14 protein-coding genes and 1 pseudogene are annotated in these 24,507 nt (G+C 53.6%); 13 read left to right on the forward strand and 2 right to left on the reverse strand.

The genetic code is table 11. The features are described from left to right. Positions 1 to 30: 30 nt before the first annotated feature. Both THS27_RS00830 and acnA read right to left on the reverse strand, forming a co-directional pair. Positions 31 to 2,661 carry an EAL domain-containing protein gene (locus tag THS27_RS00830; protein WP_085587258.1) on the reverse strand — a complete coding sequence of 877 codons (2,631 nt, stop codon included), beginning with the start codon at positions 2,659 to 2,661 and terminating at the stop codon, positions 31 to 33. A 198-nt stretch (positions 2,662 to 2,859) separates the two neighbouring features. Further along, entirely contained in the window at positions 2,860 to 5,550 is a 2,691-nt protein-coding gene (gene acnA / locus THS27_RS00835) for an aconitate hydratase AcnA (RefSeq protein ID WP_085587111.1), read from the reverse strand. A 390-nt stretch (positions 5,551 to 5,940) separates the two neighbouring features. On the opposite strand from acnA, the gene THS27_RS00840 reads away from it, so the two are divergent. The 13 genes and pseudogenes from THS27_RS00840 to THS27_RS00910 all read left to right on the forward strand — a co-directional run bounded on the left by THS27_RS00840 (position 5,941) and on the right by THS27_RS00910 (position 24,503). Next, positions 5,941 to 7,257 (forward strand): DUF4123 domain-containing protein, encoded by a 1,317-nt coding sequence (locus tag THS27_RS00840; RefSeq protein WP_085587112.1) that lies wholly within the window; start codon positions 5,941 to 5,943, stop codon positions 7,255 to 7,257. Further along, entirely contained in the window at positions 7,254 to 8,168 is a 915-nt protein-coding gene (locus THS27_RS00845) for a hypothetical protein (RefSeq protein ID WP_085587113.1), read from the forward strand. The genes THS27_RS00840 and THS27_RS00845 overlap by 4 nt, the downstream gene beginning before the upstream one ends. Before the next feature lie 4 nt (positions 8,169 to 8,172). Continuing rightward, positions 8,173 to 9,600: a triacylglycerol lipase gene (locus tag THS27_RS00850; protein WP_085587114.1), complete on the forward strand. Its 1,428-nt coding sequence runs from the start codon at positions 8,173 to 8,175 to the stop codon at positions 9,598 to 9,600. A 654-nt stretch (positions 9,601 to 10,254) separates the two neighbouring features. Beyond that, positions 10,255 to 10,698 (forward strand): annotated as a pseudogene (locus THS27_RS00860) (ABC transporter ATP-binding protein); the annotation flags it as partial. A gap of 2 nt (positions 10,699 to 10,700) precedes the next feature. Further along, complete coding sequence (locus THS27_RS00865) at positions 10,701 to 12,653, forward strand: long-chain fatty acid--CoA ligase (protein WP_085587116.1); 1,953 nt, start codon at positions 10,701 to 10,703, stop codon at positions 12,651 to 12,653. Positions 12,654 to 12,725: 72 nt separating this feature from the next. Beyond that, positions 12,726 to 13,619, forward strand: a complete 894-nt coding sequence (locus tag THS27_RS00870; protein WP_085587117.1) for a branched-chain amino acid ABC transporter permease — start codon at positions 12,726 to 12,728, stop codon at positions 13,617 to 13,619. Positions 13,620 to 13,637: 18 nt separating this feature from the next. After that, positions 13,638 to 14,711, forward strand: coding sequence for a branched-chain amino acid ABC transporter permease (locus tag THS27_RS00875; protein ID WP_085587118.1), 1,074 nt, complete (start codon positions 13,638 to 13,640; stop codon positions 14,709 to 14,711). A gap of 110 nt (positions 14,712 to 14,821) precedes the next feature. Then, entirely contained in the window at positions 14,822 to 16,063 is a 1,242-nt protein-coding gene (locus tag THS27_RS00880) for an ABC transporter substrate-binding protein (RefSeq protein WP_085587119.1), read from the forward strand. Between the two features lie 168 nt (positions 16,064 to 16,231). Further along, positions 16,232 to 17,053: an ABC transporter ATP-binding protein gene (locus THS27_RS00885; protein WP_085587120.1), complete on the forward strand. Its 822-nt coding sequence runs from the start codon at positions 16,232 to 16,234 to the stop codon at positions 17,051 to 17,053. An 87-nt stretch (positions 17,054 to 17,140) separates the two neighbouring features. Then, positions 17,141 to 18,379, forward strand: coding sequence for a phenylacetate--CoA ligase family protein (locus tag THS27_RS00890; protein WP_085587121.1), 1,239 nt, complete (start codon positions 17,141 to 17,143; stop codon positions 18,377 to 18,379). A 277-nt stretch (positions 18,380 to 18,656) separates the two neighbouring features. Next, positions 18,657 to 19,832 (forward strand): PLP-dependent aspartate aminotransferase family protein, encoded by a 1,176-nt coding sequence (locus tag THS27_RS00900; protein ID WP_085587123.1) that lies wholly within the window; start codon positions 18,657 to 18,659, stop codon positions 19,830 to 19,832. A gap of 125 nt (positions 19,833 to 19,957) precedes the next feature. Beyond that, positions 19,958 to 21,163 (forward strand): MFS transporter, encoded by a 1,206-nt coding sequence (locus THS27_RS00905; protein ID WP_085587124.1) that lies wholly within the window; start codon positions 19,958 to 19,960, stop codon positions 21,161 to 21,163. 472 nt (positions 21,164 to 21,635) lie between these two features. Continuing rightward, positions 21,636 to 24,503: a monovalent cation/H+ antiporter subunit A gene (locus THS27_RS00910; RefSeq protein WP_085587125.1), complete on the forward strand. Its 2,868-nt coding sequence runs from the start codon at positions 21,636 to 21,638 to the stop codon at positions 24,501 to 24,503. Positions 24,504 to 24,507 lie beyond the last annotated feature (4 nt).

Below are 24,507 nucleotides of genomic sequence, written 5' to 3' on the forward strand. Positions count from 1 at the left end.
TGTTTTTCGGGAATACCAGTTTGTAAATGTTTAGCCGGGATAGTCGGCAAACAGGTGGGCAAAGGTTTTTTCAATTTCCTCGGCCCGAACGGGACGTCCGCGCAAGAAGCCTTGTAGGAAATCGCAGTGATTTTCGCGCAGGAACTGTTCCTGTTGCAAGGTTTCGACCCCTTCGGCAATGCAGGTTTTGCCCAGGTTGTGCGCCATATTGATAATGGTCCGCACCAGTTCACTGCCGCCAATGCCCTTGCCGATATCATTGACAAAACTGCGGTCAATTTTCAGCACATCAAAGGGCACATGGCGCAGATAACTCAGGCTGGAAAAGCCGGTGCCAAAATCATCAAGGGCAACCTTGACGCCAAGGTCACTGATGCGTTGCAGTTTACGGCAGGTATCCTCGATATCCTGCATAAACAGGCTTTCGGTGATTTCAATTTCCAGCCGGTCACCGGCCAGCCCGGTTTCATTTAACGCCGATGACACCAGATCGCCAAATTCGATCGGGCTGTTAAATTGTTGCAAGGATGCGTTAACCGCCATTGTGATGTTATGCAGGCCGCGTTGCCGCCATTTGACAGTCTGGCTACACGCCGTGCGCAATACCCACAGGCCGATTTCGTCAATCATGCCAATTTCTTCGGCCAGCGGAATAAATTTATCCGGGGCCAGTTCGCCATGCTTGGGATGACGCCAGCGGATCAGGGCTTCAAACCCCGATAACATTCCGCTATTGGCAATAAACTGGGGCTGATAGGCCAAATACAGTTCGTGCCGTTCAAGGGCGTGGCGCAGGTCGGTTTCAAGGGCCAGTGTGGCGCTGCTTGCCGTGTTCATCGACCGGTTATAGTGGTTGAACCGGTTGCGACCATGATTTTTGGCCCGCAACATGGCAATTTCGGCATTGCGCAACAGCATGGTGGTGTCGTTACCATCGCGCGGATACAGGGTAATGCCCATGCTGGCGGTGATAAACAGTTCCCCGCCGGATGCCGAAAAATGAGGGTGGTTAAAAACCTCCATCAAATCCTGGGCCATGGTTTCGAGCGTGTCGCGGTCGTTTTTTTGCGGTAGCAGAATGGCGAAATCATCGGCCCCCATGCGGGCGAGCATGGCATCGGCGGGCAAGGCCCGGTTCAGGCGCCCGGCAAAATCCACCAGCACATCATCGCCGATGGCGTGGCCCAGCGTATTGTTGATGCGCTGAAAATTATCAATATCAAGCAGCAATACCGCGACGCTATCCTTGTTGCCGCGACATTCGTTTAGCGTGCGGCCCAACACGTCGATGAAACGGCGCCGGTTGGGAAAGCCGGTCAGCTCATCAAAATGTGACAGGCGGCGGATATCTTCGCTGGTTTGTTTGCGGTCGGTAATGTCGGAAAATATTCCGGCATATTGCAAAACTTTTCCTTCTTCATCGCGAATGGCGATGATGGAAAGCCATTCGGGGTATATTTCGCCCGATTTGCGCCGATTCCATATTTCGCCCTGCCAGCGTCCGGCGCGGGTGATGCTTTGCCACATGTCTTCATAAAACGGGTGATCGTGGCGGCCAGATTGCAGCAGGTTGGGGCTTTGGCCAATGGCTTCGGCACGGCTGTACCCGGTAACGCGGGTAAAGGACGGATTTACATCCTCGATCTTGCCCTGATCATCGACAATGATGATGCCATCGGGCGAACTTTCAATGATCTTGCGGCTTAGATGCAGCGATTTTTGTGCCCGCGCCAGGGCGGTGTCACGGTCTTCCATCGCATCGTGCATATGTTGCAGATAATCCTGCTCGATCGAGGCCAGAAGATCATTAAACGATAAAATTCCCAACACGTCCTGCGTGTTATTCGTCACCACCAGATGGCGAATTTGATGGTCGATCATGATCTGGCGGGCATCTTGCAAGCTGGTATGGTCGTTTACACGGCGCACCGGGCGACTGGCAATTTCCCATGCTGACCCGGAAGCACTGCGATGTACCAGATACCCGACAATATCGCGTTCGGTAACAATGCCGATTGTGGTGGTGACAGACCCGGCTTCATCCTGAAAACCTGCCAGCGTGGCGGGTGCGCGACCGGTCGGGGATTCGGAGTTTTCGGGCAAGTTGCCGGTAACCGGTTGAAAGACAATGGCGCTGTCGCATTCGCCTTCTTTCATTGCTGCCTGAAGCAGGCCGACGGGCGTGTCGCCGGGGACACTTACCGTGTTGCGGCGAACAATTGATGCAACATCGCGCTCGCGCAAGGGGTGAATGGCGCTGGGAACGCGGATCAGGTCGCTTTGGCTGACAATCCCGACCAGGCATTCCTGATCATCGATAATGATCAGGTGGCGCAGTTTATCGCGCCGCATTCGAAATGTCGCGGCCTCGACCGAGGCATGGGCCGACATGGTGCGGACCGGCGATGACATCCAGTCGGAAATCGGGCGGAGAAAAGCGGTCGGATCTTCGGCGCTGATGGTCAGGCAGTCATGTTCTGTCCAGACGCCAACAGGCTTGTTTTCCACAGTTACAACGATCGAGCTTCGCCGTTGACGGTGCATAAGGGCAATGGCATCGCCAAGGGGCAAATCGGGATTGCAGGTCAAAACCTGGCCGTGGGTTAAGGTTCCAACACGCACCGACAGCAATGGCGCGGGGATTTTGGCGTAACTCGTCATTAATCGGCGCAATAATTATGTAAAAACATCGAATTTGCTCCTGCGTGGGACAACGGGGGCATTGTAATCCCTAACACCTACGCAATTGTGGCGACAGGCGTTAGGAGATAGATCAATTCAAAACTAAAAAAACACCCCGTCAGCAGAACTGACGGGGTGAATTCGGTATGTGCTGATTAAACCCCTGAGGGTTTAAAATCAGGCAGCATCCTTGATCATGTTGCGCAGAACGAACTGCAAGATACCGCCGTTCTGGAAATACAGAACTTCGTTTTCGGTATCAATACGGCACACAGCAGTTGTTTCCTCGGTCGAGCCATCCTTGCGGGTGATACGAACCGTAACGTCCTGCTGCGGGGTGATGCCATCGGCGATGCCAATAACATCAAAGGTTTCCGTGCCATCCAGTTTCAGGGACTTGCGACCTTCACCATTTTTGAACTGCAACGGCAAAACGCCCATGCAGACCAGGTTGGTGCGGTGAATACGCTCAAAGCTTTCGGCGATAACGGCCTTCACACCCAGAAGATTGGTGCCTTTGGCTGCCCAGTCGCGCGAAGAACCCGTGCCGTATTCCTGACCGGCGATAACCACCAGCGGCGTGCCTTCTTCCTGGTAGCGCATGGCAACATCATAAACCCAGCCCTGATCGGCGGACGGGTAATGAACCGAAACACCGCCTTCGGTGCCCGGGGCCATTTCGTTACGGATACGGATGTTGGCAAAGGTGCCGCGCATCATGACTTCATGGTTACCACGGCGTGCGCCGTAGGAGTTGAAGTCACGAACGGCAACGCCGTTTTCCTTCAGGTATTCGCCTGCCGGGCTTTCTTCCTTGATCGAACCGGCCGGAGAAATGTGGTCGGTGGTGACAGAATCACCCAGGATCAGAAGCGGACGAGCGCCCTTGACGTCGGAGAAATCACCCGGTTCAGCAGCCATATCGACAAAATAGGGCGGGTTCTGAACGTAGGTGGATTTGTTGTCCCACTCGTAGGTTTCGCCTTCGGTGATCTGGATTTCCTGCCACGGTTTCGGACCGGCAAAGATATTGTCGTAACGGTCCTTGTACATCTTGGCCGAGATCGAGGCCGCGATGGTGTCAGCGATTTCCTTGTTGGTCGGCCAGATGTCTTTCAGATAGACATCATTGCCGTCCTTGTCCTGACCCAGCGGGTCATTGTTCAGATCAACCTTCAGGTTACCGGCAAGGGCATAGGCAACAACCAGCGGCGGCGAGGCAAGATAGTTTGCCTTCACATGCGGGCTGATGCGGCCTTCAAAGTTACGGTTACCCGACAGAACGGCGGTTACCAGCATGTCCTGGTCTTCGATGGCACCTGCGATCGGTGCGGCCAGCGGGCCGGAGTTACCAATACAGGTGGTGCAACCAAAACCGGCCACGTTAAAGCCAAGCTGATCCAGGTAATCCTGCAGACCGGCCTTTTCAAGATAGTCGGCAACAACCAGCGAACCCGGTGCGAGCGAGGTTTTAACCCACGGCTTGCTGTGCAGGCCCAGGGCAACGGCTTTTTTCGCCAGCAAACCGGCCGCAATCAGCACACTCGGGTTCGAGGTGTTGGTGCAGGACGTGATCGCAGCGATAACAACGTTACCGTCTTTCATGGCGAAATCTTCACCTTTGACATCGACGCTACGGTCGGCATCAACACCCGGTGCCATGTCGGCAAAGGTTTTGGTGAAGCTCGATACGGCATCCTTCAGAAGAACGCGGTCCTGCGGGCGTTTCGGGCCGGACAGGGCAGGTTCAACGGTGGAAATGTCGAGTTCCAGGGTGTCGGTATAAACCGCTTCATGTGCGGGGTCGCCCCACATGCCCTGTTCCTTGGCATAGGCTTCAACCAGGGCGATCTGTTCTTCGGAACGACCGGTCGAACGCATATAGTTCAGGGTTTCATCGTCAATCGGGAAGAAGCCACAGGTCGCACCATATTCCGGCGCCATGTTGCCGATGGTTGCGCGGTCCGGCAGGGACATGTGTGCCAGCGCATCGCCGTAAAATTCGACGAATTTGCCAACAACACCTTTTTCACGCAGCATCTGAACCACACGCAGAACCAGGTCGGTTGCGGTGATGCCTTCTTTCATGGCACCGGTCAGCTTGAAGCCAACAACTTCCGGGATCAGCATGGAAATCGGCTGGCCCAGCATGGCGGCTTCGGCTTCGAGACCACCAACACCCCAACCCAGAACAGCAAGGCCGTTCACCATGGTGGTGTGGGAATCGGTGCCAACCAGGGTATCAGGATAAGCCACGGTTTTACCGTCGGCATCCTTGCCGGTCCAGACGACCTTGGCAAGATGTTCAACGTTTACCTGGTGGCAAATGCCGGCTCCCGGCGGGACAATGCGGAAATTGTTGAACGCATTCTGGCCCCAACGCAGAAATTCGTAACGTTCGCCGTTACGTTCAAACTCGACTTCCATGTTTTTGTCGAGTGCGTCGTCGGTGCCAAAAAAGTCGATCATGACCGAGTGGTCAATGACGAGATCAACCGGTGAAAGCGGGTTCACCTTCTGGGCGTCGCCACCCATATTGACCACGGCATCGCGCATGGCGGCAAGGTCGACGACGGCGGGAACGCCGGTGAAGTCCTGCATCAGCACGCGGGCCGGGCGATAGTTGATTTCGTGGGTGCTTTTACGCGATTTCAGCCATTCGACGACGGCTTTAACGTCGTCAGCCTTAACGGTGAAATCGTCTTCGTAACGCAAAAGGTTTTCAAGAACGACCTTTAGCGTAAACGGCAGTTTTGAAACGTCGCCGATTTTTTCGGATGCAGCTTTAAGGCTGAAATAATCGAAGGATTCATCCCCGACCTTCAAAGTGCGGCGCGTTTGCAGGTTGTCTTTGCCACAAATGGACATCAGACCCTCCTCAAGGTGGTTAAAGGGCTTGTCGTGACAAGACACCCCGACCGTCGGAGCGCCGAGCGGTGGGCTATCTGTTGACCGTGACGCGGGTCACGATACACATAAGAAGTGCGAGGGCGTTACACCACAAATCCGGGTGAAAGTCCAGACCCCGAAAAGGGTCTTTCGCGAAATCACCCTGATAACAGGGCTTTGTTAGTTCTGATAATTGTGCTGATACAACCTTATAGGCAAAAAAACGGCCGGCATTGTCTTTCTGGGGATGTTAATCGGTACGAGTCCCGATGTGGGGTCCAGGGTTTTGCCAAAATGTGGTCTTATTCTTGTGTTTTTTCTCGCTATGGTTGTTTTTAAGCGGGTTGAATCCCGAGAGAGGCACGCTGGATGGCGAAATTCGAGCCCTGGATTGCAGATTGTCAGTTTCAACAAACCGATGCGCATGCCAATTGCCAGTCGCGTGCCGCTGTCTGGGCGGATGGCCCTGATTCTTTTCGTGCCCAATTGTCGGAACATGTGCAAAGGCAGGGGCTTACCCTGATATGGGCCGAAGATTGTTATCCGGTACCACAATATTTGGCAAAACATCCCGCCCGGCAGCGTGAGATTGGGCCGGTGGCGCGTGTCGTCTGTCAAAATCACCCTGTTGTTTTGACCGATCTGGTCACTGTTGAAGGTGAAGACCAACAGGCAGAAGATTGCAATTGTGTGATTGTAACGCCTGTCGAGGATGTTGAACCACTGGATATGCAATTGGGTGTTTATCCGCCGCGATCCGTCCCCGAAGTTTTGCAAAGGCCCCTGTTTGGCGCGGTTGATGCCATAGACGAGGAGGCAGATTTTTACGGTGGGGCAGATGCCGTGCCACCAATGCAGACTTATGCCGTCCTTGATGCGTCAAAAATGCCCTATGTTTTAACTGGACTGCTTGAAACATCCGGCTTGCGATTTCAGTCTTTGTTTCAACGTAAAACGCAGCAGGAACTGGGTGAATATGCGCCCTATCTGATTGAACTTGCGCCAGATAGTTCCTTTACCCGAAACCTTTTTACCTGTTCTGACGGCATCCAGGGATTATGGGAAAAAGGGCTGGGAATTTATATTCGCTCCCGCGCAGGATTTGAGGATGTGCGCCGCCATCTGCGCAAATTCACCCGTCTTCGCGATGACGATGACCAATGGCACTATTTCCGTTTTTGGGAGTCATCGATTTTATCGGTTTTTACGAATGAAGAAGCTGTCGAACTGGCCGAAGCCCTGCTGAATGATGGCACTTATCGCGGTCAGACCTGGCTTGTTCCGGCGAAAACCCTGCGAGACGTCAGTATCATACAACGCGCCCCTGGCCGATATGCCGCCCCAACGGTTCCTCCACGACTGACCGCGCCAGTTATTTTGTCTTTGGATGACGGAATTAATGCGCTTCGTGATGCGCAGGATATTTCCGGGGCGTTGGATCTTTTGCCCGAAAGTACTGCGGAACAGGAAATCCCCGACACGGTGCAGTTGCAATCATCTCTTAATATGCTGTGGGACCAAGGCTTTAAGGCATCTGAAAAACGGCAGGAAGCCCTGTGCTTTTTTATCCGGGCGTCATGGTTGGGCAAGACGGACGACGCATCGCAGATTTTGCAAAACACAGCCCAAGGTCCGGCAATTCGCCTGTGGCACCTGAGAAATATGATCGAAGGAAACGCCGAATGAATTTCAAAGCTCTCGCAGCGCTTGTGACAGGGCTGCTGATCCTAATGACAACGGGGCACACAGTGATGGCGAAAACGATGGAAACGAAAACCTACTGTGTCGGGCGTCTTCTGATTGATGTGCCGACAGAATTTGAGGTGATGGATTTTGGCGGATCTATCAATGGGCTGAAAATTGAAAGAGTGGGGGCCGGTAACGAAAAAGACCTTCAGAACAGGATTGCAGACCGTATTCAGGCACTGGAAGACAAAAAAGTCATCGAGGGCGGTGATCCCGTGATTTTCCTGGGAACGGACGAAGTTGGCGGTTTTACAATCATCAAGCATATTCTCGATACGTCGATCATGGGGCAAATCACAGAACCCTGGACGGAAGAAGCCTATGTGTTGTCGGACGGTGTGCTCTTTCACCTGATCGGAACAGGCACGAAGGACAAACTGGATTTTTATCGTGAGAACATGCTTTCCGTCGCGAACGCGATCCATCCTCGCGAATTGAACGAGATACCATCAGAACCCGGTTTTTGTTTGAAAGATGCGTTTGTCGCGGTTCCTCAAAATAACGAAAATGCTCATGCCCTGTTTCGCGACCCAGAGCAATTTGTCGGAATGGAAGTTGATTTCCTGACAAGAAAAGCGGGTGAACGTCACATCGATTTGACCGCTCCGGAAAGTAAATTTGGCAATAGTGTTCTAATCGCGGGGCTAAAAGGCCGCGAGGCTAAGGACTATGGCAAAGAGTTCTTTTTCCACGCGGCCGTGGGGAGCCAGGTTTCCGCAAGTCATAACGGTTATGCCGTTGATCTGAGCTATTTCGACCGTCGGAAAAATTTTGGATCGGAACCTTATAGCCAAAGCTTTGCCGAACAATCTTGGGAAAATCTGATTCAGAGTATTCGGATAAAGGAGTGATCTGATGGTCAATTCCTCTGTTCAAACATGTGTTAAGCCGGTTGCCTTGCCTATTATTTTTGTTCCGGGGATCATGGGCAGTCGTCTGCGAGAGAAGCAGCACGGTGAAATCGTCTGGGAGCCCCAAGATAGTTTCTTTGGAAATGCTTATGGGCTTGCGTGGGCGGGCGCGAAGAAAAAACGCAGACTGATGATTGGCGCGCCTGATTCGGGTTATTCGCCCGATTATCTTGAAGTTGATCCGGGGCAGGTTGACGATTTTCTATCCCAGGAGCGGATTGACCGGGGTTGGGGTGGCTTAATGCAAGGGTCCTATGCGAGCTTTATGGCGTGGCTGGAGAATATGGCGGAAACCCCTGCTGCCGGACAAGTGCCCCGGGGATGTTTTAATCTTCATTATGAGGTTTGGGCGCATCCCTATAACTGGACAGATGACAATCTGAATTCAGGAAAAGCGCTGGGCGAAACCGTTGCCAAAGCCGTGGCGGAAACCACCCAGAAATATCGTGATACGGATGTTCAGGTTTTAAAGCCGGTGATTGTTACCCATTCAATGGGCGGGCTGGTGGCACGGGCTTATACGCAAATCCATGGTGGTGCGTCGGACGTGCATGGCGTGATACATGGTGCCTTGCCAAGTGATGGCGCACCTGCGGCCTATAAACGTATTGTCGCCGGGTTTGAAGGCGGTGGAATAAGGGGAACGATTGAAAGGCATGTGTTAGGGGCCAATCAGCAAGAGGCGACGGCCACTGCAGGCAATATGCCAGGCGTTTTAGAGCTTTTGCCGAACCAAACCCATAAAAGTGTGGATGGGAGCACGAAGTGGCTGTTTGCCACCGGACATGATGGTTCTCGCCTGTGGGCAAAACCCGAAGCAAATCCTTACGGGGAAATTTACCGCAACGAGCAGGATTGGTGGCGCTTGATCGTTAAGGAATATCTTAATCCGGAGGGAGATTCTGGTGCCGCTTTCAAGCAGTTCCTCACGAGTTTGAAAGATGCCGCAAAATTCCACGCCCAACTCGGACCAAGTGCGTTCCATCCCAATACGCGCATGTTTTATGCCAATGGTTCGGGGCATCCTGCCTTTGATCACATTGAATGGAAGCAAACAGCGCAGGAAGACGTGATTCCGACGGATGCAGAACGGAACAATGATGGACGCGGAACACTGGAATGGGGGCAGTGGCATACCTATGCAACGCCTTATGGTGCCCAGACCACTTTTCTGGCAGAAACCCGCTATGAAATTCAGCCCGCAGATGCTCCGGGGGATGGAACTGTACATGCTGGTTCGGGAAAATATGTTTCAGGTCCCATGTCGGAACCGCTAACAAATGGTTTTGAACATCAGGCCGCCTTTGATTCAACCGAAGCGCGGCGCCTGACGGCCCGGTGGCTTTTCGATATGGTTGAAGAACAATTATAGGGACCATATTCATCCTGTCTCAAAGATCGTAAGCCTGATCTCATACCGATGAGAGGCAATAGATCTTTTGAAAATGCGCGATAAACGCTTGTTGCGGATTATGGGAAGGTTCACCTCTATCGCGGATGGGCCGGTCAGGCCGAATCGATACCATTTGCGCGAAACGATATTTCAAAAAACCCCTCTTAAATGATGAAATGTTAAGTTGAGTGATGTTTTTCTCAATGCCGCATTGCGATAATTTCGCGATGTCCATTTTGGTGCGGTTGAAATATTACCGTTACGGAATGTTGGCGTGAATGGGAGCGTTCTGCTTAACCGGACTGGTTGTGCGGTGCGATAAGTGGTTTTGTTGCAAAGCGAAGGGCTTGCAACGCGTTGACGCTATAGTGTGAATTTGGTACTCAAATACGTATTAATTGCGTTGCGGCCTTTTCGGTATCGACCGGCAGGGTAAAAATAACAGACGCAAATCAGGGAAACGCTGAAATTTGGACGGTTCATTTTCGCAACACCCTTAGTGGGTGAAAAACGAATGAACGCGGCCCAGGTCAGGGAGGATACCAGGACGATGACGTCACCGGACCCTATTTTAAGTATCAACGATGTGTCGCTGGTTTTTGGCGGTGTGCGCGCGTTGAGTGACGTCAGTTTTCCGGCGCGCAGAAAGAAGAACTGGAACACCGGAAATTTTGCGAAGACGTTATCGATTTTCTGGAAATTTCCCATATTCGCAAGGCAACGGCGGGCACCCTGTCCTATGGGTTGCGCAAACGGGTAGAGCTGGCGCGTGCGGTGGCGCTGCGCCCGGACCTGATTTTGCTTGACGAGCCGATGGCCGGGATGAATTTGGAAGAAAAGGAAGATATGGCCCGCTTCATCATTGATTTGAATGAAGAATGGGGCATGACGGTTGTCATGATCGAACATGACATGGGCGTGGTGATGGACATTTCCAACCGTGTCATGGTGCTGGATTTTGGACGAAAAATTGCGGCGGGCCTGCCTGCCGAAGTCATGGCAAATGCCCATGTCAAAAAGGCCTATCTCGGCGAAGAAGACGATGAAGACGATGGCGTTTCCGGGAAGGTCGCATAACGATGAAGAAATACACCACGCCTGATTACGCCGACATTGCCATGCTTGATACTTTTCCCAAGGTGCTGGCCTATAACGCCAAAAATTGGCCGGATGACGTTGCCATGCGCGAAAAGGAATTTGGCGTTTGGCAGGAATTTAGCTGGAAAGATTATAACGACCGTGTCAAATGGATGAGCCTGGGCCTACGTGAACTGGGCATTGGGGCCGGGGACGTCGTTGGTATTATTGGTGAAAACCGCCCGGAATGGGTGTGGGCCGAAATTTCCGCCCATGCGTTGCGTGCCCGGTCATTGGGGTTGTATCAGGACAGCCTGCATGACGAGGTGGCGTTTTTAATTACCTTTGGCGAAGCCCGTGTGATTATCGCCGAAGACGAAGAACAATGTGACAAGCTGCTGGAACTGAGCGATCAGATTCCAACCGTAGACCGGATTATTTTTTGCGATCCGCGCGGGATGCGTAAATATGATGATCCGCGCCTGATGGCGGTGGAAGAACTTTATGAACTGGGCCGCAAGGCCGCAACCGCCGACCGGTTGGCCTATGACCGCATGGTGGGGGAAACGCGCGGCGATGAATGTGCCATTTTTTGCACCACGTCGGGCACCACATCCAAGCCGAAAATCGCGATGATGAATGCCGGTGATTTTCTTCATCACTGTGCGGCCTATTTGCGGGCCGACCCCAAATTGCCGGGCGATAATTATGTGTCGGTGTTGCCGTTACCGTGGATCATGGAACAGGTTTATGTGGTCGGGCAATCGTTGGTCAGCCGCCAGATTGTAAACTTTGTTGAAGAACAGGAAACCATGATGGCCGATCTGCGCGAGATCGGACCGAATTTTGTGCTGCTGGCCCCGCGGGTGTGGGAATCTATCGCCGCCGATGTGCGTGCGCGCATGATGGATTCAACCCCGTTCAAACAGAAAATGTATGACTGGGGCATGAAACTGGCGCGGGGTGCCATGGATGCAGGCGGGCATTCAAAGGCGGCTGACATTTTGCTGATGAGCGCCCTTAAAGACCGGCTGGGATTTAGCAATTTGCGTTCTGCCGCCACGGGCGGTGCGGCAATGGGGCCGGAAACCTTTAAATTTTTCCATGCCATGGGCGTGCCGTTGCGTCAGCTTTATGGTCAGACCGAGCTTTGCGGTGCCTATACCATTCATCAGCCCGACGATATCGATTTTGATACCGTCGGGGTGGCGTTTGATAATTCGGAAATCAAGGTTATCAATAGCGATGAAAACGGGGTTGGTGAAATTGTGGCCCGCACATCGGGCATGTTTACCAGCTATTACAAAAACCCGTCGGCCTATGACGAAGACGTTATTGATGGCTGGATGCATACCGGGGATGCCGGTTATTTCAAGGATAACAACAAACATCTGGTCGTGATCGACCGGATGAAAGATTTGGCGGAAACATCGAATGGCGTACGCTATTCGCCGCAGTTTATTGAAAACAAGCTGAAATTTTCGCCCTTCATTGCCGAGGCGGTGATTTTGGGCAAAGGCCTGCCGTTTTTATCCGCCATGATTTGCATTCGTTTTTCCATCATGGCGAAATGGGCCGAACAGCGTGGCATTTCCTTTACCAACTATACCAACCTGTCGGCACAAACCGAAGTTTACGACATGATCGCCGATGAAGTGCGCCAGGTAAACAAAACCCTGCCCGAAGCCCAGCGCATTCGCCGTTTCCTGTTGCTTTACAAGGAACTGGACGCCGATGACGGCGAACTGACCCGTACACGCAAGGTGCGGCGCGGTGTTGTTGCCGAAAAATATGCCGACATTATCGATGCGGTTTATTCGGGCACGCCCAAGGTTGATATCGACACCATGATTACCTTTCAGGATGGCTCAAAAACGCGGATTCAAACCAGCGTGCAGGTCGTCGATCTGGAAGGGCGGGGACATGAAAACAGCACCTCGAAAGCTGCGGAATAAGCCGATCAGAGCGACGCGGCCAAAAAACAAAACCGGGGATGATTTGATCCTCGCCATGACAGGGATGGCACCATGAATTTTGAACTTTTGTTCCAGTTGCTGCTAAACGGGCTGATCGTCGGCACGCTTTATGGCGTGGTCGCCATGTGTTTCGTGCTGATTTATAAATCAACACAGGTGGTCAACTTTGCCCAGGGCGAATTTCTGCTGATTGGCGCGTGGGTTTGTTATGCGTTTCTGGTCGAATTTCAAATGCCGTTCTGGCTGGGCTTTGTTTTTACCCTATTGTTCATGCTGGCATTTGGCGTGATTTTGCAACTGGTTGTGCTGCGCCCGATGATTGGCGAACCGATTATTTCCGTGATCATGGTGACGATTGGCCTGTCTATTTTCTTTCAGGCCGCCACCAAATGGATTTTCGGGGCCACCACGGCGACCTACCCGCAAGTCTTTGAAACCCGTGCGATTTCGATTGGCGGCATGCAAATTGAAACCGCCTATATCATGAGCTTTGCCATATCGCTGGTGATCATGGCGGCGTTTTACTGGTTTTTCAAATATTCCAAACTGGGTTTGGCAATGCGGGCAACCGCCTTTGACCAGCAGGTGGCGCAAAGCCTGGGCATTTCGGTGAAAACCGTGTTTGCCATGTCCTGGGCCATATCGGCAATGGTTTCGGGGGTTGCGGGTATTGTGATTGGCATGGTTAACGGCGTGTCGTCCGGCTTGTCGGTGATCGGCATCAAGGTGTTTCCGGCGGTTATTCTGGGCGGGCTTGATTCCATTATCGGCGCCATTGCCGGCGGGGTGATTATTGGCCTGCTTGAAAACGGGGCCGAATTTGTCGACGGGCAGTATCTGCACTGGGGCAACCTTTTTTCCATCGCACCGTTTTATGTGCTGATCGTTATTTTGTGCATCAAGCCTTATGGCCTGTTTGGCACCAAAGACATCGAACGTATCTGATCAGGGGGACGAACCATTATGGCCGGCTTTTCAATGCGTCCCTGCGGCGATTTTCGCACCACCTATCGCCAGGATACCCGCATTTTCGATACTACTTTTGTGCGTTATGCCGCCGTGTTTGGCGTGGTGGCAACGGCATTGATGCCCTTTGTGCTCGATGGCTATTACGTTAATCTGTTTATTCAGATTTCCTATTTTGCCATTGCGGCCCTGGGCTTGAATATTCTGGTCGGTTTTACCGGGCAAATCTCGCTCGGGCATGCTGCTTTTTTCGGTTTCGGGGCCTTTGCGTCGGCCTGGATCAACAATCACACCGGCATTCCGGTTTTGTTATCCATTCCGCTGGCCGGGTTGCTAACCGCGGCGGTGGGTTTGCTGTTTGGCCTGCCTGCCGCCCGGATCAAGGGGCTTTATCTGGCGATTGCCACCCTTGCTGCACAGTTCATTTTAGAAGATTTCTTTGCCCGGGCTGACTGGTTTACCGGCGGGTCTTACGGGGCTGCGGCCAATCCGATTAATGTGTTTGGCTATGAAGTGGTTGATGATTTCAGCTTCTTTTATGTGTGCCTGTTTTTCCTGGTGATCATGTATGTGCTGGGCAGTAATCTGATGCGGTCGCGCGACGGGCGGGCGTTTGTTGCGGTGCGCGATCATTATCTGTCGGCTGAAATCATGGGCATCAGCCTGACCAAATACCGGTTGCTCAGCTTTGCGGTTTCATCGTTTTACGCCGGGATCGGCGGGGCGATTTACGGGCATTATCTGGGCTATGTCTCGGCCGAGGGTTTCACCATTTTGCTGTCGATCCAGTTTTTGGGCATGATCATTATTGGTGGCCTGGGATCGGTCAAAGGGGCCTTGATGGGCACTGTTTTTATGGTGTTGTTGCCCGAAGTCATGGAAACCGGTGTCAGTGCCTTAAGCGTTTTTGACTGGGCCAACAGCACCGCGGTGACCGATGGCCTGGCCTATATCAAGGAGATGGCGATCGGTCTGGCCATCATCCTGTTCCTGATTTTTGAACCCGACGGGTTAGCACACCGTTGGCAACAGATCAGGGCGTACTGGAAGCTTTATCCCTTCTCGTACTGACCAAACCCCCGCCTGCCACATCATAAAAATATCTATCGGCAGGATAATAAAAACATGGGGGAGACCGGGAGGCTTTTTTGTTCAATGAAACGTCCAAGGGAGACGTCGAGATGAAGAAACTGATTGCGGCAACCGCGATGATCACAACCGCCCTGTCGGTTGGCGCGGCAAAGGCTGAAGACAGCGTGTTTGTCGGCCATTTGATGGATATTACCGGCGCGACCGGCTTTATCGGCAAGTTTTATGCCGACGGGGTACGGGATGCCCTTTCCTATATTAACGAAAATGGCGGTATTTCCGACACCCCGCTGGAATTTGAATCGGTTGATTATGCCTATAAGGTTCCCCAGGCGATTGCCAATTATAAAAAATGGCGTTCGCGCAACAACATGATCGCGATGCAGGGCTGGGGAACGGGTGACACCGAAGCGCTGATTTCGTTTGTTGCCAAGGATGAAGTGCCGGTCTATTCGGCATCCTATTCCGGCCATCTGACCGACCCGACGGGCAAAAACCCCAAAACTGCCAAACCGGCCCCCTATAACTTCTTTTATGGCGCATCCTATTCCGATGCCTGCCGGGCGATGGTGCAGTGGGCGGCTGAGGATTGGAAAAAGAAGGGCGGTGAGGGCAAACCGGTTTTCAGCCATATCGGCGATAACCACCCTTACCCGAACGCGCCCAAGGAAGCCTGCGCCGAATATGCCAATGAACTGGGTTTTGACGTCACCAACCCGGTTGTTGTGTCGATGAAGCCGGGGGATTTCAAGGCGCAATGCCTGACGCTGAAAGAAGCCGGAACCGATTATGGTTATTTGGGCAATCTTGGCCCGTCGGTTGTGTCGCTGGTGAAGTCCTGCGGGACGGTTGGTGTGGATCCGACCTGGCTTGCCAATATCTGGGCAGGGGATTACGAAACCCTGAAAACCATTGGCGATGTTGATAATTACATCTTCCCGGTGATGACCAGTTTCTGGACGGACGAAGGTGTGCCGGGCATGGACCTTGTACGCAAGATTTCGATGGAATCAGACAAATCGGGCAAGGAATTTCGCACCCATCATTACATTCGCGGCATTTGCTCGGTCTATTACATGAAAGAAGCCATGGAATGGGCCAAGGAAAATGGCGGCATTACCGGGCCGAATATCAAAAAGGGCATGTATGCCCGTTCTGACTGGGTGCCTAAAGGTCTTGAAGGCGTTTGCATGCCCGCCACCTGGACAGCCGAAGACCATCGCGGCATTAACACTGTCAATATCTATAGCGGTGAAGCCCATGACGGCGACATCAAGGTCACCAAACTTGAAACCGTGACCCTGCCGCGCCGCGACGACTGGCTTGGCTATTAAGATCAGCCTCCTTTCGGTTTGAAAGGATGTCTCCCGCCTGGTGCCGGAACCTGCTGTTTTCCCGAACGGTTTCGGCACCATGGTGGCAGGGACGGGGGCGTTTCCCCGGTGTGACGCATTGTTTTTTGATTTGTTTTGTTTTTATCGCTGCCATTGCGAAGGTGATTTATGTCCGAACCCGCCCGCAAGACCGAAACCGCACCGCCGCTTTTGTCGGTAAATAACATCGAAGTCGTTTATGACGAGGTGATCCTTGTGTTGCGCGGCGTGTCGCTTGATGTGCCACAGGGCAGTATCGTAACCCTGCTTGGCCCCAACGGAGCGGGGAAATCCACCACGCTTAAGGCCATATCGGGATTGTTGAAAACCGAGGACGGCGAAGTTACCCGCGGCGAAATTACCTTTGATGGCAAGCCGATTTCCAACAAATATCCCGAAGATATCGTGCGGTCCGGCATTTTTCAGGTGATGGAAGGGCGGCGCATTATCGAGGATATGACCTGCCTGGAAAACCTGCGTCTGGGCGCCTATACCCGCAAGGACAAGGGCGTTAAAGACGATATTGAAATGGTTTACGAGTATTTCCCGCGTTTGCGCGAACGTAACGGGCTGGCCGGGTATTTGTCGGGCGGGGAACAGCAGATGCTGGCGATTGGCCGGTCCCTGATGGCGCGCCCGAAAATGATTTTGCTTGATGAACCCTCGATGGGCCTGTCACCCTTGCTGGTGAAAGAAGTGTTTGGCATTATCGAGAAAATCAATCGCGATCAGGGGATTACCATGCTGATCGTCGAGCAGAACGCCAATTTTGCCTTAAAAGTGGCCGATTACGGGTACATTATGGAAAGTGGCAAGGTGGTGCTGGACGGCACGCGCGATGAACTTTTGAACAACGAGGACGTTAAGGAATTTTACCTTGGCGGCGGGTCGGAAGACCGCAAAAGTTTCAAAAACATCAAATCCTATAAACGGCGTAAACGCTGGCTGTAAACGGCGTTTCCGGCTTTGTTTTCAAGTCGATGCACGGGCGGGAAACAGGCCACCTTTCAGGTGAAACTCTATCAAACGGGACGGGCCATGACATTGCAAACCTATTTCGACGACAAGGAAACCCAGGCCCCCGATGCCCGCGAAGGCCGTTTGCTGGCATCCCTGCCGGGGTTGATTGCCCGTGCGCGCGATAAATCCAGCGGCTTTGGCGCAATATTGCAAAATATTGCCAGTGTTGCGGTTACCAACCGGCAGGAACTGGCAAAGCTGCCGGTAACGCGTAAATCCGATTTGATTGCGATGCAGGCAGAAAAGCCGCCTTTTGCCGGATTAAACGCAACGCCCATTGGCGCGCTTGCCCGCATTTTTCAAAGCCCGGGGCCAATTTATGACCCTGAAGGCAAGGGGGATGACTGGTGGCGCATGGGGCGGGCCTATTTTGCGGCCGGTTTTCGCCCCGGTGACGTTATTCATAATTGTATGTCGTATCATTTAACGCCGGGTGGCTTTATTTTTGATAGCGGCGCGCGGGCGTGCGGTTGTGCGGTGGTGCCTGCCGGGGTGGGCCAAACCGAAGTGCAGGTTAAGGCCATTGCCGATATTCGCCCGACCGGCTATGCCGGAACGCCATCGTTTTTGAAAATCCTGTTGGAAAAAGCCGACGAAATGGGCGCGGATGTATCATCGATCAGCCGTGCGCTGGTGTCGGGCGAGGCCCTGCCCGAGAAACTGCGCGGCTGGTTTGCCGAACGCGGCGTAACGATGCTGCAATGTTATGCCAGTGCCGATCTGGGCCTGATTGCTTATGAAAGTGATGCCCGCGACGGCATGATCGTTGCCGAGGATATTATTGTTGAAATTGTCCGCCCCGGCACCGGTACCCCGGTGGCCGACGGTGAAGTCGGCGAGGTTCTGGTAACATCCCTTAATATGGATTATCCGCTGGTGCGGTTTGCTACCGGCGATTTATCGGCGATTTTGCCGGGCCAAAGCCCCTGTGGGCGCACGAACCAGCGCATCAAGGGCTGGATGGGCCGGGCCGACCAGACCACCAAGGTTAAAGGTATGTTTGTTCACCCGCAACAAGTGGCCGAAGTGGTGCGGCGTCACCCGGAAATTGCCAAGGCACGGCTGGTTGTTTCACGCGTGAATGATAACGATGTGATGACACTGGCCTGTGAAACCGATGCCGCCGATTTTAATGCTGACGCGGTGGGCAGCACCGTTCATGACGTGTGCAAACTGCGAGGTGTGGTTGAACCCGCAACATTGGGCAGCCTGCCCAATGACGGCAAGGTGATTGATGATCAGCGCGATTATAGTTGAAATTTAACCGGGTTATTTGAACAAGTCCGGTGGTGGCTTTTGTCTCTGCCGGGCTTTCATTCCCGCTCGGGAATAAACTGGCTGTGCGATTTTTATCGTGCAGCCTTTTTTTTCGGCGTTTTGAAACCGCCAGAACAGCCTTGCGCGGTGTGATGAAATGCGATTTGTTAAGAATTCAAATTGTTTACACACCGTCGCCTGATGTTGTTATCGCCACCACCACTATTTGCACCGTGTTTCACACACCCGCATTGTCCCCACCCAAGGAGCGCCCCGCATGAAAGACAAAACTGTTTGTGTTTGCCCGCCCGAAGTATCGCATGAAGGTTTTGCCAGCCTGGCAACACCGGTATATCGGGCATCGACCATTGCTTTTCCCAATGCAGCGGCCTTTGCCAACAGGGCGGATCGTGGACCAAACGGATATGTTTATGGCCTGCATGGCACCCCGACCAGCCGCACACTGGAAGCCGCCATTTCTGCCCTGGAGGGGGCGGCGCACACCATGTTGCAACCCTCGGGGCAGGCATCTATTTCGGTGGTGTTTCTGGCATTGTTAAAGCCGGGCGATACTGTTTTGATCCCCGATTGTGCCTATCCACCGGTGAGTTCGCTGTGCAATGGCTATTTGGCGGAACGCGGCATTGCGCACCGGGTTTATGACCCGTTGATTGGTGGCGATATTGCCGGGTTGATTGACGATAGCGTGAAGCTGGTATGGGTTGAAAGCCCCGGATCGGCCACAATGGAAGTGCAGGATTTACCCGCCATTGCAAAGGCCGCCCACGACCGGGGCGTGCCGGTGGGGATTGATAACACCTGGGCCAGCCCGCTGCATTTTAAACCGCTGGCCTATGGTGCCGACATTGTGGTGGAAGCCCTGACCAAATATTTTGGCGGCCATTCCGATTTGCTGATGGGGTCGGTGTCGGTTAATGGCGATGTGTTATACGACAAATTGAAATCCACCATGACCATGCTGGGCATCGGCGTGTCGCCTGATGACTGTTCGCTGGTGCTGCGCGGCATGGAAACCATGGCTGTTCGATTGAAACATGGCAGCGACGTTGCCCTGGATTTTGCCAAACGCATGGCGGAAATTATTGACCCGGCGCTGATCTTGCATCCGGCTTTGCCAACCCACCCGCAACATGGCATGTGGCGCCGCGATTTTGCCGGCGCCAGTGCCTTGTTCAGCCTTATGATTCCGGCGGATATGGCGGACGAACTGGATGGCCTGATTGACCAGGCGCAGACATTTTCCATTGGCGCATCGTGGGGCGGCACCCACAGCCTGATGGTGCCCATGGCAATTGGCACCATGCGCCAGTTTGTTGGCAATGCCCCCAGTGGCCTTGTTTTGCGCCTGTCGATTGGTATGGAAGACCCGGACGACTTGTGGGCCGACCTGGCCCCGATCCTTGCGCCCATCGCCCGGCATCAACCAGCCTGAACCGGCCGAAACCAGAACCGCCATCCCCGCAATAACAACCACCCCCGCCCTGCCAATGGTTCGCCATAGGCAGGGCGGGTGATATGTGTATGATTATAAAATCATTTTAAAAAAGGGGGATCGGGGTGCGGGGTACAAAAACCATTGAAGTCAGCCTGATCACGGTTTGTCAGCTTTTGGCGCTGTCATTGTGGTTTTCGGCAACGGCGGTTTTGCCGCAATTGCGGGCTGAATTTCATTTGGGCGCGCTGCAATCGTCGCTGTTTACCAGTTCGGTGGTGATGGGGTTTATTGCTGGTACCCTGATCAGCGCATTTCTGGGCCTGGCCGACCGGTTGGACCCGCGCCGCTTTTTTGCCCTGTGTGCGTTGGTGGCAGGCACGGCTAATATCCTGATTTTAACCGTGCCGGTTGATGGTGTGGTGGTTATTTTGCTGCGCCTGTTAACCGGCATGTGCATGGCGGGCATCTATCCGATTGGCATGAAAATGGTGGCGACCTGGGCACGCGGTGATACCGGGTTTCTGGTTGGGCTTTTGGTTGGGGCGCTAACATTGGGGTCGGCCTTGCCGCATTTGTTTTCGGTTGCCTTGCCACTTGACTGGCGCTGGGTGATCGTGGCGGCAAGCGGTTCGGCTTGGCTGGCGGCCTTTGGCGTGATGTTTGTCAAACTGGGGGGCACGCCAGCACGATCGCCCCGGTTCGACCCGCGTGTGGTAGGGCATATTATTGCCGATAAACCGTTACGCTATGCCGGTTATGGTTATTTCGGCCATATGTGGGAACTGTATGCCATGTGGGGCTGGACGGGGTTGTTCCTGTTTCGCGCCTATCAGGAACGCGGCATGGATAATGCTGCCGCATGGGCCGCCTTAACCACCTTTGCCATTGTGGGCATCGGGGCGCTGGGCAGCTTGCTGGGCGGGATATTTGCTGATCGCTGGGGCAGAACCACCATTACGATTGCGGCAATGACGATGAGCGGGTTTTGTGCCCTTGTAACAGGGGCACTGGCCGGGGCGCCGTTGCCGGTGCTGGTGATTGTGTGTCTGATCTGGGGAATTTCGGTCGTGGCCGATTCTGCCCAGTTTTCGTCCTGTGTGATCGAACTTGCCGAGCCCGCCCATATCGGCACCGCCCTGACATTGCAAAATGCGGTGGGTTTTTTGATTGCGTTGATATCGATACATCTGGTGCCTTTGGTGGCCGATGCCTTTGGCTGGTGGGCATCTTTTGCGATGCTGGCGATTGGTCCTGTGATGGGGGTTATAGCCATGACGCGATTACGGGCCATGCCCGAAGCTGTTAAACTGGCGCAAGGACGGCGTTAGTCGTTCTTTTGCATAGGAAAAATGCAAAAAAATATTGCCAGAAAAGCAAAAACGGCGCTTTTTCATGGGTGATCAGGATCACTTGACCCATTAGGGTGCGATCCCATTAATAGGATTGTCGTGATCGCCCGGATTTATGCGGATGTTTGGCGTGAAATTGTGAAAAGATAACAATCTTTCAAGGTTTTGCGCCCAGGCATTTTAGTAGGTGCGGGGGTGAATGGGGAGCCAATATAAAAGCAAATTTCTACGGCCAGTCCCTGGTTTCAGGGGTGCCTTACCGGGGCGGGCAGGAATTTGTTCTTATATTGGTTGCCGCGACGATCAGGTTCGTGGGTTTGCACCCTTGGTAATAAAAATGCACGGGTGGGGTTTTCTTGACCATATTCAGGACAAATATTAGGTTCTGCCAGAATTTTCTTGCTGCGCGCGCGGGGGCGTTGCGTCATCTTCCAAAAAACAAGGGTCTTTCATGAGTCTTACCCTCATTGTTTTGCTTCCCTTCCTTGGCGCGCTGCTGCCAGCGATATTGATCAGGGCCGGACGTAACACCTGTGCCACTGCCGCCGGATTGGTGACATCAACAGCATTGATATTGCTGGCATCACTGGCCCCGGCGGTTATGGCGGGTGAAGTGATTCATGTCCGATATGAATGGCTGCCCGCCCTGGGCCTTAATGTGAATTTCTTCCTCGACGGGTTGGGGTTGCTGTTTGCCACCCTGATTTTGGGGATCGGGCTGTTAATCATTATTTATGCCCGGTTTTATCTGTCGAAAAGCGATCCGATGGGTCGGTTCTATGTGTTCCTGTTGCTGTTTCAGGGCGCGATGGTCGGCATCGTCACATCCGATAATATCCTGCTGCTGCTGATTTTCTGGGAACTGACGTCGTTAAGCTCGTTCCTGCTGATCGGGTATTGGAAACATCTGCCCGAAGGTCGTCAGGGCGCGCGAATGGCGCTGACCGTGACCGGGGCCGGTGGCCTTTCGATGATTGCCGGGATGCTGATTTTGGGCAATATCGTTGGGTCCTATGACATCAGCGTGATTTTGCAGCATGGCGACATGATCAAATCATCGCCGCTTTATGCGCTGGCAACGGTGCTGATTTTGCTGGGCTGTCTGACCAAATCGGCACAGTTTCCGTTTCATTTCTGGTTGCCCCACGCCATGGCGGCACCGACCCCTGTTTCGGCCTATCTGCATTCGGCAACCATGGTGAAAGCCGGGTTGTTTTTGATGGCGCGGCTGTGGCCGGTTCTGTCGGGCACGGATGAATGGTTTTACATCGTTGCGACATCGGGCCTGATCACGATGGTGATGGGGGCCTGGATTGCCATGTTCAAGGATGATCTGAAAGGGCTTCTGGCCTATTCAACCGTCAGTCACCTTGGCCTTGTGACCATGCTGTTTGGTTTCGGAACGCCGCTTGCGGCTGTGGCGGGTGTGTTTCACATCATCAACCATGCCACTTTCAAGGCCGCCCTGTTTATGACAGCGGGCATTATTGACCACGAAGCCGGCACGCGCAGCATTCGCCGCCTTGGCGGTCTTGCATCCTTGATGCCGATTGCGGCAACCATTGGTGTTATTGCCGCGGCCTCGATGGGGGGCACGCCGCCGTTTAACGGGTTCCTGTCCAAGGAAATGATGCTTGATGAATCGCTGCATATGGCGTGGCAGGGGCAGGATTGGGTTTTCCCGGTTCTTGTTACGGTCGGGGCGCTGTTTTCAGTGGCTTATTCGTTCCGCTTTATTGTGCATGTGTTTTTTGGCCCCAAACAGCCGGAATACCCGCATCACCCCCATGACCCGGGCATTGGTCTGTGGGGCCCGCCTGCATTATTGACCGTGCTGGTGGTGTTAATCGGCCTGTTCCCGGCGGCAACGGCGGGGCCGCTGGTCGAGGTTACATCGCGTGCGGTTATTGGCGGGGCTTTGCCGGAATTTCATCTGGCATTGTGGCATGGTTTTAATACGCCGCTGATGTTAAGTGCGATTGCGATTATTGGTGGTTTGTTGCTGTTGTGGCGCCATCCGGGGCTGATGACTGCAACCAAAAACCTGTCGCGGCCCGAAGCCAAGGCGATGTTTGATTGCTTTATTCAAAAGCTGGTCGGGCTGGCGCGTGGCATAACGGACCTGTTCCACAGCGGCTCGTTGCAGCTTTATCTGTCGATTATGGTGGTGGCGGCCATTGCCATTGGTTTGGCCGGTTTTTATACCCATGACGGATATGTTGCCGGAACACGTGAATTGTTGCCGGTGAGTGTGCCGGTGGTGATCGGCTGGGCGCTTTTGATGCTGACCTGTGCGGCAACCCTGATTTTGCACTATAACCGTTTGCTGGTTTTGCTGTTCGTCGGTGTGATCGGCCTGATTGTGTCGCTGGGCTTTATTTACCTGTCGGCACCTGATTTGGCCCTGACACAGATTTCGGTCGAGGTTGTGACCGTTATTCTGATGATGCTGGCCCTGAACATTCTGCCCAAGGAAACCCCGCGTGAAAGCACGACCGGGCGGCGTTTCCGCGATATACTGATTGCGGTGGTCGCGGGCCTTGGCATGGGCGGTGCCGTGTGGGCAGTAATGACCCGTGATGGTGTCACCATTGCCGATTATTACCTGCAAAATTCGTTGTCGCAGGGCGGCGGGCATAACGTTGTGAACGTTATTCTGGTCGACTTCCGTGGTTACGATACGTTTGGCGAAATTACGGTGCTGGGCATTGCAGCCCTGACGATTTTTGCCCTGATCGAAAGTGTTGCCAGCGGCAAGGCTGCGGCACGCCTGGCGAACTGGGTGAAAGACCACCGTGAATCAGCCGAACGTCACCCGTTGATGATGGTGATTGCAACGCGTGTGATGTTGCCATTGTCGCTAATGGTGGGGGTTTACATCTTCCTGCGCGGGCATAACGAACCGGGTGGCGGCTTTATTGCCGGTCTGGTCGTTTCCATCGCCCTGATCATGCAATATATGGCATCCGGCTTTGGCTGGACCCAGAACCGCATGCGGGCCAATTACCATGCCATGATCGCGCTGGGCGTAATTGCGGCGGCGTTAACGGGCATGGGGGCATGGGTTGCGGGCTATCCGTTCCTGACCAGTACCTTTGGTCATTTCCATATTCCGTTTATTGGCGATATTGAACTTGCCAGTGCCATGGGCTTTGACCTTGGCGTGTTCCTGACAGTGGTGGGGGCGGTGATGCTGGCCCTGGCCAAACTGTCGCAGGTTGAACGCATGGCCGAACATATCGATATCAACACCGAACCGATGGATCACGATCCGTCATCGGGGCGGCCCCTGTCGTCGCCACAGCAGAACGAGGCCTGATATT

Origin of the sequence: Thalassospira sp. MCCC 1A01428 (assembly GCF_002115825.1) — a bacterium.
In the GTDB taxonomy this organism is placed as follows: Bacteria; Pseudomonadota; Alphaproteobacteria; order Rhodospirillales; family Thalassospiraceae; genus Thalassospira.